Here is a 15318-nt window from a genome sequence, read left to right as displayed (position 1 = left end):
CGTGGTATAACATTGGCAGAGCGCAGCTTGGGCTGCGCTTTTCTTTATCGTGCATTGCCCCGACTGTGCAGAGAGACTAGATAGGCAGAAAGCTGTTTCCATGCTCTGATGAGGGGGCCTGCCATGTCGATGAACCACATTCGCCCTTGGCGTAATATCGAACGACGCAAGTCGCGCCAGATCATGGTGGGCAATGTGCCTGTGGGCGGCGATGCCCCGATTGCCGTGCAGACCATGACCAACACCGACAGCGGTGATGTGAAGGCCACTTTGGGGCAGGTGCTGGCCGCAGCAGAGGCCGGTGCGGATATCGTGCGCATCTCCGCGCCGGATGAGGCCGCCACCAAGGCCTTGAAAGAAATCACAAAAGAAAGCCCCGTGCCGATCGTGGCGGATATTCATTTCCACTACAAACGTGCGATTGAGGCGGCAGAGGCCGGTGCGGCCTGTCTGCGGATCAATCCGGGTAACATCGGTGATGAGAAGCGCGTCAAAGAGGTGATTGCGGCGGCCAAGGATCACGGGTGCTCCATCCGCATCGGGGTGAATGCCGGCAGCCTTGAGAAACACCTGTTGGAAAAATACGGCGAGCCGTGCCCGGATGCGATGGTGGAGAGTGGTCTCGACCATATTAAGATCTTGCAAGATAACGATTTTCACGAGTTCAAAATCTCGGTGAAAGCCTCTGATGTGTTCATGTCGGCAGCCGCCTATCAGCTGCTCGCAGATGCGACAGATGCGCCGATCCACCTTGGCATCACCGAGGCGGGCGGCTTTGTCAGCGGCACCATCAAATCCGCGATTGGCCTTGGTCAGCTCCTGTGGATGGGGATCGGCGACACGCTGCGCGTGAGCTTGAGTGCCGATCCGGTGGAAGAGGTGAAAGTGGGCTTTGAGATCCTCAAAAGCCTTGGCCTGCGTCACCGTGGGGTCAATATCATCAGCTGCCCAAGCTGTGCCCGCCAGGGGTTTGATGTGATTAAGACCGTGGAAACATTGGAAGAAAGGCTCGCGCACATCCACACGCCGATGAGCCTGTCGATCATTGGCTGCGTTGTGAACGGGCCGGGTGAGGCACTGATGACCGACGTGGGCTGGACCGGCGGCGGCAATGGCAACGGCATGGTCTATCTTGCCGGTAGGCAGAGCCACCGGATGTCCAACGACGATATGGTGGAACACATCGTTGAGCAGGTGGAAGCCAAGGCCGCAGAGCTGGAAGCGGCGAAGGCCGCAGCAGAGGCTGCGGAATAAGTTCCGATTTTTGCGCCAAAGGTTAACGGCGCCAGACGGGGCGAACACGGGACGTCGGTATCGCGTCGGTATCCCTACGGTATTGCGTAGGTGCAAAATCGCGACTTTGGCGGCTTAACGCGCCGCACGTTGCGCAACACTGCGCCACAAAAAAAGCAGCGGCCGGGCCGCTGCTTTTGTTTTTGGAAAGAAGGCGGTGCGGATTAGCCGCGTTTGTCGGCCACGATGGAGCGCATGCCTTCCAGCGGGACGTAGCCGCGCAGCATCTCGTCTTGCATCACAAAGGAGGGCGTGCCGGTGATCCGCATGTCGCGTGCGAGCAGGCGGGTGGTCATGATCTCCTCGGTGACCTCGTCGCTGTTCATATGCGCGAGCAGCGGGGCGGCGTCAAAACCGAGGCCTTTGGACAGGCGGGTCAGAGAACGCTCGGTCACGTCACCGCGCATTTTGATGAGCGCGTCATGGGCCAGCTTGTAGGACTCATTGCCCAGCTTCTGCTTCACGGCGATGGCAAAGCGGGAGCTCAGCTCGGAAGCTTCACCCAGGATCGGGTATTCTTTGACGATGAAGCGGATGTTGCCATCAGATTTGATCAGCTCGGCCACCTCGTCATGGGCCTTGCGGCAGTAGCCGCAGCGGTAGTCGACAAATTCCACCAGCGTGATGTCGCCCTCAGGGTTACCACCTTCCCAGCTGTAGCCGTCGTTAAACAGGCGCTCGGTGTTGGCCGCGACCAGCGCGAGGTCATCCTGCTCCTGCGTCTGTTCCTGGCGCGCCTGAAGGATGGCGACGGCCTCCATGATCACTTCCGGGTTTTCGAGCAGGTAGGCGCGGATTTCATCGCGAAACGCGCCGCGCTCTTCTTCAGACATGCTGTCGATGTCAAAGGCCATCGCGGAGGTGGCGCTGAGCCCGAGGGCGACGAGGGCGGGGGCGAAAAGGCGTTTCATCAGGGGTTTCTCCATCACTTTTTCTTTTGGGCACGCTTTGCAGCGGACACGATGTCTTGAGCACGGCGTGCGGCGCTTGATCCGCGCGGCAGGCGGGTCAGGGCGCGTTGGGCGTGTATGTCGGCATCTTTGAGGCGGTTGGCAAGGGCATAGCGCTCTGCCGTGGCCAGAGAGGCCATGCCGGGCTGGCCAGTCTGGGCATAGGCGGAACCGAGATCACGCAGCAGCTTGGCATTGCGGAAGTCACGCGCGCGCGCATTTTCCAGATGTTTGAGCGCCTCTTTGGGGCGGTTCACCGTCAGCAAGGAGCGGCCCAGCCCGCCAAGGATCAGCGGATTGCGCGGTTCAAGCTCTGCGGCCTTGCGATAGGCGGTGACGGCACTTTGGAACTGGCGGCTTTCCAGAAGGATCTGGCCCTTGAGCTCGTAGTAGTAGGCATCATTTGGGCGCAGCGCGATGGCCTTGTTGATATGGGCCAGCGCCTCAGAGCTGTTCTGCTGGCGATGATAGGCCACCGCGAGGCGCATGTGGCGCACGTCGTCAGCGCGGCTTTCACTGGCGCGTTGCAAGGTCCATTTGGTCGGGCGCATGAACGCGGTGATCTTGGAGCGCGCCCGGTCATACCAATAGTCCATTTCCGGCTGCGGGCGGCTTTTGCCGGTATAGGCGGCGACAAAGCGTTCCATGGCGCGCACCCGGTCACGCGATAGCGGGTGGGAGCGCATGTAAGGATCCTGACGGGAGACATTCAACAGCTCCTGGCCAACAAACAGCTGGTGCACATCGACAGCGCCCGCAGGGTCGATCCCGGCAGAGGCCATGTAGCGCACGGCGGATTGGTCGGCGGAGGCTTCTTCGGCCCGTGTGTGGGCGAGAAATTGCCGAAGGGCAGAGCTTTGGGTGCCAAGCGCGACACCGGCGGCGACATCGCCGCGGCCCGACGCCGCAGCGGCGGCCAGCGCCAGCGCCAGACCAAGGGTTGAAGCGGTGCGCGCCGAATCAAGATTGGCGATGCGGCGGGTCAGGTGACCGTTGGCGATATGGGCCGCCTCATGGGCGATCACCGCCTGCAGCATCTCCGGCGTTTCCATCCGCATGATCATGCCGGTGTGGATAAAAATATGTTGTGGATCAACGACAAAGGCGTTGAGGCTGTTGTCGTTCACCAGAAGGATTTTGACGTTACCACCAAGGCCCGCAGCCGTCAGAATGGGGGCGGCCATTCTGCTCAGGGCGTATTCGATATCCGGGTCGCGGATCAGCGAAACCGCCCGGGCCATCGGGGTGGTGATCAACAGGGCAAGCAGCGTCACCAGAGTGACGGCATGGATGCGCAAAGCGGTGATTGACGGCGCCGTCATTTCGCGGTGAAACCTCATGAGCGACACTAGGGAACAAATTCATGCGGAACTCAAGACGTGGGGCGGTTGATCCCTTCATTGTGATGGATGTGATGGAAGCGGCGCGTCAGGCCGAGGAAGCCGGACGCCACATCATACATATGGAAGTGGGCCAGCCGGGCACCGCCGCGCCGCAAGCCGCACGCCATGCGTTGAGCCAACAGATGGAGCAGGGGGCGCTTGGCTATACGGTAGCCTTGGGCATTCCGGAGCTGCGCGCGCGCATCGCCCAGCTCTATGGCGACTGGTACAATGTCGATCTGAACCCCAACCGCGTGATCGTGACCCCGGGCTCTTCGGGGGCGTTTGTGCTGGCGTTTTCCGCGCTGTTTGACGCGGGCGAGCGTGTGGCGATTGGCGCGCCGGGCTATCCGAGCTATCGCCAGATCCTCAAAGCGCTGAGTCTTGAGCCGCTGGATATCCAGACCGCACCGCAAAACCGTTTGCAGCCGGTGCCCGATGATCTGCGCGCGATGGATTTTGAGGGGCTGATGGTGGCCTCTCCGGCCAACCCGACAGGCACGATGCTCAACAAAGATGCCATGGGGGCGCTGATCGACCTCTGTCAGGAGAAAGACGCCGCCTTCATCAGCGATGAGATCTATCACGGCATTGAGTATGAGGCCAAAGCGGTCACTGCGCTGGAGCTGACCGATGAGTGCTATGTGATCAACTCATTCTCCAAATACTTCAGCATGACCGGCTGGCGTGTGGGCTGGATGGTGGTGCCGGAGGACCACGTGCGCAAGGTTGAGCGGCTGGCGCAGAACATGTTTATCTGCGCGCCGCACGCAAGTCAGGTGGCAGCATTGGCGGCGATGGATTGTCACGACGAGTTGGAAGCCAATATGGCGGTCTACCGCGCCAACCGCGCCATGATGATCGAGGAGCTGCCCAAAGCGGGCTTTTCCAAATTCGCACCACCCGACGGGGCGTTTTACGTCTATGTGGATGTGAGCGATTACACCAACGACAGCCGCGCCTTTGCGCAGGAGATTCTGGAGCAGGCCGGAGTGGCGGTGACGCCGGGGCTCGATTTTGATCCAGTACGTGGGCATCAGACGCTGCGGTTTTCCTATGCGCGCAGCAGCGAGGACATCGCGGAAGGTCTGGAGCGCTTGCAACGCTTCATGGCGGCGCGCGGGGCGGTTTAGCATCGCCCGAACCAAGGTAGCGAACGGGCGGGGAGGGGCCAGCCACTCTTGGCCCTTCGGGCCAATTCACCCCGGGATATTTTCGGCAAGAGGAAGGCCGCTTGGGTCGCGCAAGTCTGTCGTGGCGAGCGGCGCGCGGCTGGTGTAGGCTTTGGCCAACAAGAACGCGCAAGAGCGGTGAAACGAGCATGATTTTTGGCAAGAGAGCGGGCAGCATTCAGGCTTTGGCACGTGGGGCGGCTTTGGCGCTGACTGTGTGTCTGGCACCGGTGGCAGGGGCTGCGCAGGAAGAGGGCTTCTCGGCGCTGGCACGGCTGGATGTGGCGCAAAGCGGCCTGTCTGACGCACGCCGCGGGGCCACGGCCTTGGAGCTGAGCCTGAGCCAGGGGGTGCCCTGGCGGGTGTTCACGCTGGATGCGCCGCGCCGCGTGGTGCTGGATTTCCGCGAAATTGACTGGGGGCAGCTGCAGGCCGCAGAGCTTGGGGCCGCCGAAGGGGTAGCGGCGGTGCGCTTTGGGGCCTATCGCCCGGGCTGGAGCCGCATGGTGCTGGATCTGGCCGCGCCGCTGAAGGTTCAAAGCGCTGAGATGGCGGTGGCGGAGGCCACGGGGCGCGCGCGCCTGTCGCTGTTGCTGACCCCAACCGAAGCGGCCGCGTTTGCCGCAAGTGCAGGGGCGCCTTATGACCCGCGTTGGGATCTGCCCGCGCCGGCCACGGAGCCTGCGCCTGAGGCGCGGCCGGATTGGGCGCCAACCAAAGTGATGATTGATCCGGGCCATGGCGGGATTGATCCAGGGGCGGAGCGGGGCGAGACGCAGGAGAAAGACCTGATGCTGCTGTTTGCGCGCGAGCTGCGGGATCTTCTGCGCCGTTCGGGTGGCTTTGAGGTGGTGATGACGCGGGATGCGGATGAATTTGTCTCGCTGGAGCGTCGCGTCGCGCTGGCGCATCAGCATCAGGTGGATGTGTTTTTGTCGCTGCACGCTGACAGCCTGAGCCAGGGCAATGCCAAGGGGGCCACGATCTACACCCTGTCTGACGACGCCAGCGATGCGGCCTCAGCCCTTTTGGCGGAGCGCCATGATCGGGCGGATATCCTCTCCGGGGTGGATCTGTCCGGCGCGGATGATGAGGTGACCGATGTGCTGCTTGATCTGGCGCGTATGGAGACCGAGCCGCGCACCGACAGACTGGCGCGCTCCTTGGTGGATGCGCTGAAGGAAAGCACTGTAACTTTGAATCGTAAGCCGATGAGAGAAGGTGCTTTTTCTGTCCTGAAGGCGGCGGATGTGCCCTCGGTTCTGGTGGAGTTGGGCTTTATGTCATCGCAACGTGATCTGGCCAATCTGCAGGATCCGGGCTGGCGCGCGGCGATGGCGGCGGGCTTGCGTGACGGGCTGATGGCCTGGGTCGAGGACGATAAGGCAGCGCGGGCGTTGGTTCGGCAGTAAGCGGCGTGGCAGTGAACGGGCTGGACGAGGCAGGGCGGATCGGCGAAGCTTTGCCCATGCACGGAGATTTGAAGGCGTGCGGCTTTCCTTTCCGGGCAGAAGCCCGTCGAGTGATAGGCTGGGGTAGTTGAACATAAGAGCGGGCTGCGATGCGCGAATTTACCGATTTTGAGGGGGCCAAGCTGGCCATTTTGAAAGGCGATCAGCTGGTCTCGATCCTGCGCGATGACAATGCGGACATTCCCTTCCCGAACATGTGGGATTTTCCCGGTGGCGGGCGTGAGAAGGGGGAAAGCCCCGAGAGCTGCGCCCTGCGCGAGCTGCGTGAGGAGCTGGGACTGCGGCTTGATGAAGGGGCGCTGACCTATCGGCGGCGCTATGCCTCAGGTCGGCAGGGGGAGGTTGTGACGTGGTTCTTTGTCGCTGAGGTGCCGGATCTGGATATCAACCGGCTGCGGCTGGGTGAGGAAGGGCAGGCCTGGCGCATGTGGGATGTGTCCCGCTATCTGCGGATGGCCAATGCGGTGCCCAATATGAAAGCGCGGCTGGCGGAGTATCTGGAGCAGCGCGACGCGGGGTGAGGCGCGGGTGTCTTGGTTTTAGCCCTGTTTGCACAGATGAAAGATCATCTCCGGACTGTTTGGCGCGAAGTCGTCCCCGTACCAATTGCCACAAACGCTTGAGATTGTGAGCTTTGCTGCGGCTGCCAGTACCTTAATGCGATCAAGGCCCGGAAAGCGCAGCGTGCTTTGAGAGCAGAGAGGCTCTGGCAGATCGCTGAAGTGATAGCGCTCCTCAAATGTGACCAACCCTTGCGCGGCTTCCAACACCTTATGAACAACCTGAACGGTGCGGCCGTTGCCCAGATCAAAAGGCGGCGCAGCGGCTTCAGGAGACCAGTTGAGCCCGCGCGCGCGGCCGGGTTGCGGCTTTCAAAGTGAAACGTGCCGCCGGGTGTCAGACGCCGCGCAACACTCTGGAAAAGATCAGTGATTTGCTGGTCCGTCAAAAGACATTGAAAGGCGTGACCGGTCATAACAGCGGCATCAAAGCAAGGCTCGCTAGGAAGGTCAGAAACATACCCCGTGCGCCATTTGACCAATAATGCGCTGTCTTTTTGTTGTGCCGCAGCGATCATTGCAGGGGCAGGATCAATCGCAGTGACGTCATACCCACGCAGGGCCATCTCGCATGCGAAAGTGCCGGTGCCGCAGCCAATGTCGAGGAGTACCGCCGGAGGTGGCGGGAGCTGTCGAAGATAGAAGTCGAAATCCTCGCGCGACGCATTGATCACATCATAGACGTCGATGAGCCGTGTTTCGCTATATAGTTCGTCCATCCGGTCTGCCGTTGATTTGCGCGTCTTTGGGGAGAAGCATAAGCATCTGAACACGCGGGGTCTTTGGAAATATGCCAAAGCCCTGCTTTGGCAGCGCCCGAACCGCCCCCACGGGGCGGGCGCTTTGCTTCCTGCCCCTCGGTTCGGGCGCTGGTCGTGGCAATCTGCGAAATCCCGCCCGTTGACGCAGCGCATATTCGCGCGTGGAAACGGAGAGGTGTTTTGACCCGCCTCCCGGGCCTCTATATAGAGAGGCTAGCAGACCCGACTTAAAAGGCCTTCGGCGTGATACGATTTATCCTGTCTTTCTTTGGAACCATTTTCACCTTTGTTACCATGGGGCTGGCCGTTGTGGCGCTCTCCATTGGGGCGGTGTTCTGGATCTATGGCCAAGAGCTGCCAAGCCACGAAAGCCTGGCGCAGTACAAACCGCCGACCATCAGCCGGATCTATTCCGGCGAAGGCCATATCATTGACGAGTTTGCCAAGGAGCGGCGTCTGTTTGTGCCTGCGGAGGAGATCCCGGATCTGGTCAAAGAGGCCTTTATCTCCGCAGAAGATAAGAACTTTTACCACCACTCAGGGTATGACGCGCGCGGGATTGCGGCGGCGGCTGTTGAGGCTGTGCAAAGCCGGGGCGGCAGCGTGCGCGGGGCCTCGACCATCACCCAGCAGGTGATGAAGAACTTCCTTCTGTCCGGTGACCGCCGCATTGAGCGCAAGATCAAAGAGATCATTCTGGCGACCCGCGTGGAGGAGACGCTGACCAAGGAGCAGATCCTTGAGCTCTATATGAATGAGATTTTCCTCGGTCAGAACTCCTATGGTGTGGCCGCCGCAGCGCAGACCTATTTCAACAAATCGCTGGAGCAGCTTGCGCCCCACGAGGCGGCGACGCTGGCCTCCATGCCCAAAGCTCCCGGCAAATTCCATCCGGTGCGCAACAAAGAGCGCGTGCTGGCGCGGCGCAACTTTGTGCTGAAGGAAATGGCGGAGAACGGCTATATCACGCAGGCCGTCTATGAGGCCGAAAAGGAGCTGCCGCTGCGCTCGGTGCAGAACGGCGACTATGCAAGCTTCAAATCGACCCTGCCGCCACGGGATTACTTCACCGATGAGATCCGCCGCCAGCTGAGCCGGGATTTTGGCGAAGACGAATTTTTCTCCGGCGGTATGACTGTGCGTTCTACCGAAGATCCGGAGATGCAGAAGGTTGCCGCCAAGGCGCTGCGCCGCGCGCTTGAGAAATATGACCGCAGCCGCGGTGTCTGGCGCGGCACGGGGCAGGTGATTGACGCGGGCCTTCTGGAAGATGAGATCGCCTGGCGCGGGGCGCTGGCGGAGGTCTCTCTGCCACGGGATGTGGACCTTGAGGGGCAGTGGTATCCGGCCGTGGTGCTGCGGGTTGGCAACAATGACGCGCGCATCGGGATCGAAGGCATCGAGGATGATGAGGACGGTCACTGGATTGCCGCCAATGATGTGACTTGGGCGCGCAAGCGTCAGGCGGACGGCTCGCTGGGCCGTCAGGCGCGGGTGGCCGGTGATCTGGTCTCCGTGGGCGATGTTGTGCTGGTGCGCGCGATCACCAAAGATGACACCGGCGAGTTCGTGCGTTGGTCCCTGCGGCAGGTGCCGGAGGTGCAGGGCGGCTTTATGGCGATGGACGTGAACAACGGCCGTGTGATCGCCATGCAGGGCGGCTTCAGCTATCAGGACACGGTGTTTAACCGCGCCACACAGGCCAAGCGGCAGCCGGGCTCCAGCTTCAAGCCGTTTGTCTATGCCTCTGCACTTGATAGCGGCTATTCGCCTGCGACCATCGTGATCGACGCGCCGATTGAGATCGACACCCCGCAGGGGGTGTGGCGTCCGAAAAACTCCACCAACAAGTTCTACGGCCCAACGCCGATGCGTACAGGCATCGAGCAGAGCCGGAACCTGATGACCATCCGTCTGGCGCAAGAGGTGGGGATGGAGACCGTGGCGCGCTATGCGGAGCGCTTTGGTGTTTATGAAGACATGGGACCGTTTCTGGCGAACTCGCTGGGCGCGGATGAGACCACGCTTTATCAGATCGTGGCGGCCTATGCGATGTTTGCCAATGGCGGCGAGCGGGTGGAACCCACGCTGGTGGACCGCGTGCAGGACCGCTACGGCAAGACCATCTATCGCCATGATCAGCGCGAGTGTACCGATTGTCTTGATGCGACGATCCCGGCCACCCGTGGCCCGCGCATCGTGACCAACCGCGAGCGCGTGATGGATGCGGTCACCGCTTATCAGCTGACCTCGATGATGGAAGGCGTGGTCACACGCGGCACCGCCAGCAGCCAAATCAAACTGCCGGTGCCAGTGGCCGGTAAGACCGGCACCACCAATGAGGCCAAAGACGTCTGGTTTGTTGGCTTCACCAGCAACATCGTGGCGGGCTGCTATATCGGCCATGACCGTCCGCGCCCGCTGGGCCGCGGGGCCTTTGGCGGCACCACCTGTGGTCCGGTGTTCCAGGAGTTCATGGAAGAGGCGATCCAGAAATACGGTGGCGGCAAGTTCCGCGTGCCGCCCGGTGGCCACTTCATCAAGATCGACCGCTACACCGGCGCGCGTCTGGATGGGGACGCGAGCGGCACAAATGTGGTGGCGGAGTATTTCCGGGATGGCGAGGAGCCGGTGTTTGGCATCACCTACGACGGTGGCTTTGCTATGGGGCAGAACCTGCCGCTGGTCGAAGAGGTTGCCACGTCGCAGGGCCGCGAGGTGACCACCTCCTCAGGCGGCACCGGCATTGTGGGCCCGAAAGCCGACTTTGGCACCGTGAGTTCCGGCGGGCTCTACTAAGCTCAGCGCCCCCGTTGATCGGGGGCGTTGCTTGAGACTGTTCTTTGGGCGCTCAGATGGCGGCGCAACGAGCGCGGCGCAATCCTCAGAAGTGGCAGTACAAAGGCTTGTTGTTGGCCTGATGCCGCTCAATCATCTTTTTGACCTGCTTGCCTTTTTCCGGAATGTGACGGGCCGAAATGGGCTTGAAGTCCGGTTGGCAAATTTCTGGGAAGAGGCTCTGAATTTCCGCACGCCCCTCTGGCGACAGCGCCTTGAGCGCCTGCGGGCCGGTGTAGAGGCTTTCCGAGGGCGCACCGTTGGACCAGACCACCTGATGGCTGTCAAACAGGATATGCCAGTACTCCACGCCCTCCGTGGTGTCGCCCACCACCTCGATGCCATCCATCGGCAGCAGTTTTTGCGCGGGGATCAGCACGTCTTTGGAGCCGAACATGCGCATGGCTACCTTTGAGGACACCAGAAGGCGGTGTTGCGGGGAGACCTGCAAATCCTGTTTCGGGTATCCCAGCCCCAGCGCGTTGGCGCGGATCAGGATCGGCTTGAGCTTGGGTTTGGCGCGCAGTTGCGCCGCGGTGACTTTGCGCGAGCCAATCCAGCGGATCGGTTCATAGTCACAATCATAGGTCAGGACCATGTCACCCACCTGCAGGCTTTCAATCGGCTTGGGGCCAAACAGGGTGTCAATCAACGTGCCGGTGGTGAAGCAGGGCACATCGACAAATTCGCCGCTGGCGTTTGTGGGGCCGGTGACGATCTGATCCACGACAATGGTGTTTGAGCCGCTGTCGTTCCACGCGGCAGCCACCGCTGCGGAGTTCACAGAGAGCCCGTTGAAGAGCTCCAGCGGCTCCAGCGCGCCGCCGTTGGATTTCACACCAGAAAGCGTGACCGTGCCGTCCGGGTCCACCTGCAGCCGGAAAATGGGGTTTGCGGCGGTGCCGTTGAGCTGCCAAATCTCTGGGGTGTCGCTGGCGTAGCGGTCGCCATCGGCAAATCTGACGGTCTGACCTGAGGTCGCAGCGGTCTGAAACTGCAGCTCCGTTGCCGCGCCGCCGGGGCCGCCGACAAACAGATTAACCCCGTTGATCTGCACATTCAGGCTGTTGTCGAGCCGCACAAAATCAATGACGAAACCGCCATTGGGCGTCGTATCTGTGAACGTCGTGGAGTTCCCCCCGACGATACTAAAACTAGGCATCTAAAAACACTTCCCACAGGGCAGACACCCAATCTTTGTCGCTTCTCAACAAGGGTGCCTGTTAACCAAAATTCTCAAAAACCTGAGGTTCTCCTCGGTTTCTGGGAAAAAACTACTAATCAATTCGGGCGAAATTTAGATAATTTGAGGCGCATGCCATGGCGATTGTAGCACATTTTTAGCGAGACCGCATGGCGTGTTAGCCGACCCTGCAAACGCAGCTAAGCCGCCCTTGCAGGAGGCAAGGACGGGCGCGGGCTGAGGGGCAGTGCGGCGCTGTCGATGGGGCTGATCTGGTAGGGATTGCGGCGCCTGCGCAATGACGCTGGGTGGTCAGGAATGCGCCTTGGGTGCGTCGCGTAAGGCGCTGATCGCACAATAAGAAACGGCCCTGCCGGAAGCAGAGCCGCTGTTGTCTTAGCTGGCTTTTTTCTTGGGGGCGTCTTCTGCCCGATCTTCTGAGGGGGTGTCCTCAGATGTTGGCGTGTCCGGAGCGGCGGCGGGCAGGGCGGTGGGCATGGTCTTTTCCCAAAGTTCGCCTTCGTGTTCGCCGGTTTCCAGCGCGTCCGCCACGACCACGCGGTTGCGGCCCTGAGCCTTGGCCTGATAGAGCGCGTCGTCCGCGCTGCGCAGCAGCATCTGCGGCAGGGTGCCATGCGCCGGATAGGTCGCAATGCCGACCGAGATGGTGATGCGCGGCAAGGTCTTTTCGCCATAACGCACTTTGATATTCTCCACCGCGCGGCGCAGGGTTTCGGCGCGTTCCTGAGCGGTTTCAAGATCACTGTTTGGCAGAACCACGGTGAATTCTTCGCCGCCGGGGCGGCAGGCCACATCGTCGCGGTCACAATCCTGCTGCAGCACCGAGCCAACCGCGCGCAGCACCATGTCGCCTGCGTCATGGCCGTGGGTGTCGTTGAACTTCTTGAAGTGGTCGACGTCGATGGCCACCACAGAGAAAGGATCTGTGCTGCGCTGGCTGTCGCTGATGGTTTTGCGCAGGGTTTCATTCATGTGGCGGCGGTTGAACAGGCCGGTGAGCGGGTCACGCACCGATTGGTCATGCAGCTCGTCGCGCATGCGCACATTGGCAATCGCCATGGAAATCTGTTCCGAGCACATCTGCGCCAGATCCCGGTTGGCATGAAACACCTCGGCGTCTGCGCTCTTGGCGCGCAGATGTAGCAGGCCGACGGTTTCGCCATGCGCCAGAATGGGGAAGCAGAAATAGGGGTGATCATTGTGCGGCTCAGCATGGGAGCAGGTGAAGTTGATTTCACTGTCACCAAATTCATAGGTGCGGCCACGGCGCAGGCCCCAGCATTCATCGGGATGAATGTGATCCTTGTGCTCGCCACCGTTCCAGCTGGCCCAGCCATCCAGAACATCGCGGGAGTTGGAATAGACGTAAATGCTGCCCTCAGAATCCGGCAGGATGTGGGTCATGAAGCGTTTGACCATATCAAACAGCTCTTCCAGAGAGCGGCTGGATTGCAGCCATTCGTTCAGCTCGCCCAGCAGTTTCACATTGCGCGCCAGCTTGAGCTGTTCGTTCAGCAGATCTTTTTCTTTGGCGCTGCGGTTGGTGAGGGTCTGATACTGGCGGCGATTGGCGCGATAGAGCAGCACGGCGACGATGCTGACCGTGGCAATGGCCAGCGTGGTGAGCGCGGTGAGTAGCACACGGACGCGGAACAGGAAGCTTTTGCGCACATCGGTGATGTCCGTAAAAAATTCAAGCGCCCCGATCACCCGACCGTTGGAAATGATCGGTTCATAGAGTTCGGCCACCTCATGCGTCGCGACATCTTCCGACAGGGCATGTAGAGCCAGCCCGTCAATTTCAGAGGCAGGTTTTTGCTCGCGACGGTAGGAGGTAATGCCCTGCATGATTTCATCCGCGGGGAAGGTATCCGCGTCCGACAGGCCTCTTTCTCCGGGGCGGGTGGACCAGATCACAGTGCCCTCGGTGTCGTAGATTTTGAAGCGGTACACATCGGAAGCTTCGGGGAGAAGTTCGAAATAGGTGATGTTGTCGCTTGTCAGCTCTCCATACAGGAAGGTGCGGGATGGGTCGTCAAGATGCAGGACCACGCGGCGGTGCCAGAGCTCTGACTGTTTGCGCAGGTCGGCCTCCATCAGTTTCTCAACGATGGGCACAGAGACCTGCATCACGCCAAACAGGGCGGCAGCGGCCCCGGAGAGGCCAAAAAGGGCGGTGAAAGAGATCTTGGCGAGCGTGCGCATAGGAGTGGTCCTGGAAAGAAAGTCGGGGCGAGTGTCGCAACAAAGGTTAAGTGTTCGGTAAAACCGGGCAGGACATTGAATGGACAATTTGTGGTAAACATCGGCGGAATTATTATTGATCCACCTTGGGTTGCGCGCGGGGTGTGTTTTCTTCACCTGTCGGCGCGTGTGTGCCACCTTGCCCCCCTAGCGGCTCTGCGCTATCACCCTGATCTGAACCGGAATGAGGCTAAGATCATGCGCGCGGACGCTCAGAACACAGTTACAGAGATCGAGAAATCCCTGACCCTTTTGCGCCAGCGTATGGATTGGGAAACGGCTGCCTATCGCTTGGAGGAATTCAACGCGCGGGTGGAGGATCCTGACCTGTGGAATGATGCCGAGGGCGCGCAGAAGCTTATGCGGGAGCGTCAGTTGCTGGTGGACGCCATGGACACCGTGAAATCCATCGAAACCGAACTGTCTGACAACGTCGAGCTGATCGAGCTGGGCGAGATGGAAGAGGATGATGAGGTTGTGGCCGAGGCCGAAGCGGCGCTGAAGGCGCTGGCAGAAAAGGCTGCGGAAAAAGAGCTGGAAGCGCTGCTGGATGGCGAAGCGGACGGCAATGACACCTTCCTTGAGATCAACTCTGGCGCGGGCGGCACGGAAAGCTGTGACTGGGCCTCGATGCTGGCGCGGATGTATGTGCGCTGGGCGGAGAAAAAGGGCTATAAGGTTGAGCTGCAGTCTGAGACCGCGGGCGAAGAGGCGGGCATCAAATCCGCCGCCTACAAGATCTCGGGTCACAATGCCTATGGCTGGTTGAAGTCGGAAAGCGGTGTGCACCGTCTGGTGCGGATTTCGCCTTATGACAGCGCTGCCAAGCGCCACACGTCTTTCAGCTCGGTCTGGGTCTATCCGGTGGTGGATGACAACATCGAAATCGAAGTGAACCCGGCCGACATCCGTGTGGACACCTATCGCTCCTCCGGTGCCGGTGGTCAGCACGTGAACACCACCGACTCTGCGGTGCGGATCACCCACATGCCCACCGGCATTGTGGTGACCAGCTCTGAGAAATCACAGCACCAGAACCGCGACATCGCCATGAAAGCGCTGAAATCGCGGCTGTATCAGATGGAGCTGGACCGCCGGAACGCCGACATCAACGCGGCGCATGAGGCCAAGGGTGACGCGGGCTGGGGCAACCAGATCCGCTCTTACGTGCTGCAGCCCTACCAGATGGTGAAAGACCTGCGCACCAGCCATGAGACCAGCGACACCAAAGGCGTGCTCGATGGCGATCTGGACGGGTTTATGGCGGCGACGCTGGCGATGGATGTGGCGGGCATGAGCCGCGCCGATGCGCAGGCGGACGACTGAGCCTGACCTTGGGGCATAAGCTGCGCTGAGAGGGAAGAGAGGGGCGTTGCCCCTGCCACCGCAAGCGGTGGCCACCCCAGGATATTTGAGGAATGAGAAGACGGCGTGTCCTTTGA

General features: G+C 60.8%; 11 protein-coding genes. 6 read left to right on the top strand and 5 right to left on the bottom strand.

Features of this window, described 5'->3' with window-relative positions:
• Window positions 1–123: 123 nt before the first annotated feature.
• Complete coding sequence (gene ispG, locus ACO07T_RS16825) at window positions 124–1254, top strand: flavodoxin-dependent (E)-4-hydroxy-3-methylbut-2-enyl-diphosphate synthase (protein ID WP_422050334.1); 1131 nt, start codon at window positions 124–126, stop codon at window positions 1252–1254.
• Window positions 1255–1457: 203 nt separating this feature from the next.
• Here ispG and ACO07T_RS16820 read toward each other — a convergent pair whose 3' ends face one another.
• Complete coding sequence (locus tag ACO07T_RS16820; RefSeq protein ID WP_209079299.1) at window positions 1458–2204, bottom strand: DsbA family protein; 747 nt, start codon at window positions 2202–2204, stop codon at window positions 1458–1460.
• Window positions 2205–2218: 14 nt separating this feature from the next.
• On the bottom strand, window positions 2219–3565 hold the full coding sequence (locus tag ACO07T_RS16815; RefSeq protein WP_422050333.1) for a M48 family metalloprotease: 1347 nt from the start codon (window positions 3563–3565) through the stop codon (window positions 2219–2221).
• Window positions 3566–3606: 41 nt separating this feature from the next.
• Here ACO07T_RS16815 and ACO07T_RS16810 point away from each other — a divergent pair, with 41 nt between their 5' ends.
• The 3 genes from ACO07T_RS16810 to ACO07T_RS16800 all read left to right on the top strand — a co-directional run bounded on the left by ACO07T_RS16810 (window position 3607) and on the right by ACO07T_RS16800 (window position 6790).
• Window positions 3607–4758: a pyridoxal phosphate-dependent aminotransferase gene (locus ACO07T_RS16810; RefSeq protein WP_422050332.1), complete on the top strand. Its 1152-nt coding sequence runs from the start codon at window positions 3607–3609 to the stop codon at window positions 4756–4758.
• 188 nt (window positions 4759–4946) lie between these two features.
• On the top strand, window positions 4947–6209 hold the full coding sequence (locus ACO07T_RS16805) for an N-acetylmuramoyl-L-alanine amidase (protein ID WP_422050331.1): 1263 nt from the start codon (window positions 4947–4949) through the stop codon (window positions 6207–6209).
• Window positions 6210–6358: 149 nt separating this feature from the next.
• A complete protein-coding gene (locus ACO07T_RS16800; RefSeq protein ID WP_422050330.1) occupies window positions 6359–6790 on the top strand; it encodes an NUDIX hydrolase in 432 nt (143 codons plus the stop codon).
• 44 nt (window positions 6791–6834) lie between these two features.
• Here the strand turns inward: ACO07T_RS16800 and ACO07T_RS16795 are convergent, their stop codons facing one another.
• The gene (locus tag ACO07T_RS16795) at window positions 6835–7548 is read right to left on the bottom strand and encodes a class I SAM-dependent methyltransferase (RefSeq protein WP_422050329.1); all 714 of its coding nucleotides are present in this window, start codon (window positions 7546–7548) and stop codon (window positions 6835–6837) included.
• Window positions 7549–7833: 285 nt separating this feature from the next.
• On the opposite strand from ACO07T_RS16795, the gene ACO07T_RS16790 reads away from it, so the two are divergent.
• Window positions 7834–10389, top strand: coding sequence for a penicillin-binding protein 1A (locus tag ACO07T_RS16790; RefSeq protein ID WP_422050328.1), 2556 nt, complete (start codon window positions 7834–7836; stop codon window positions 10387–10389).
• 85 nt (window positions 10390–10474) lie between these two features.
• Here ACO07T_RS16790 and ACO07T_RS16785 read toward each other — a convergent pair whose 3' ends face one another.
• Together ACO07T_RS16785 and ACO07T_RS16780 are read right to left on the bottom strand one after the other, a co-directional pair.
• Window positions 10475–11590, bottom strand: coding sequence for a Hint domain-containing protein (locus ACO07T_RS16785; RefSeq protein WP_422050327.1), 1116 nt, complete (start codon window positions 11588–11590; stop codon window positions 10475–10477).
• 417 nt (window positions 11591–12007) lie between these two features.
• Window positions 12008–13837 (bottom strand): sensor domain-containing diguanylate cyclase, encoded by a 1830-nt coding sequence (locus tag ACO07T_RS16780; RefSeq protein ID WP_422050326.1) that lies wholly within the window; start codon window positions 13835–13837, stop codon window positions 12008–12010.
• A 237-nt stretch (window positions 13838–14074) separates the two neighbouring features.
• Here ACO07T_RS16780 and prfB point away from each other — a divergent pair, with 237 nt between their 5' ends.
• Complete coding sequence (prfB, locus tag ACO07T_RS16775; RefSeq protein ID WP_209063510.1) at window positions 14075–15202, top strand: peptide chain release factor 2; 1128 nt, start codon at window positions 14075–14077, stop codon at window positions 15200–15202.
• Window positions 15203–15318: the final 116 nt, after the last annotated feature.

This window comes from Shimia sp., assembly GCF_965227725.1.
In the GTDB taxonomy this organism is placed as follows: Bacteria; Pseudomonadota; Alphaproteobacteria; order Rhodobacterales; family Rhodobacteraceae; genus Shimia.
The sequence above is the reverse complement of the archived record's forward strand: the minus strand, read 5'-3'. Positions and strand labels throughout refer to the sequence as shown.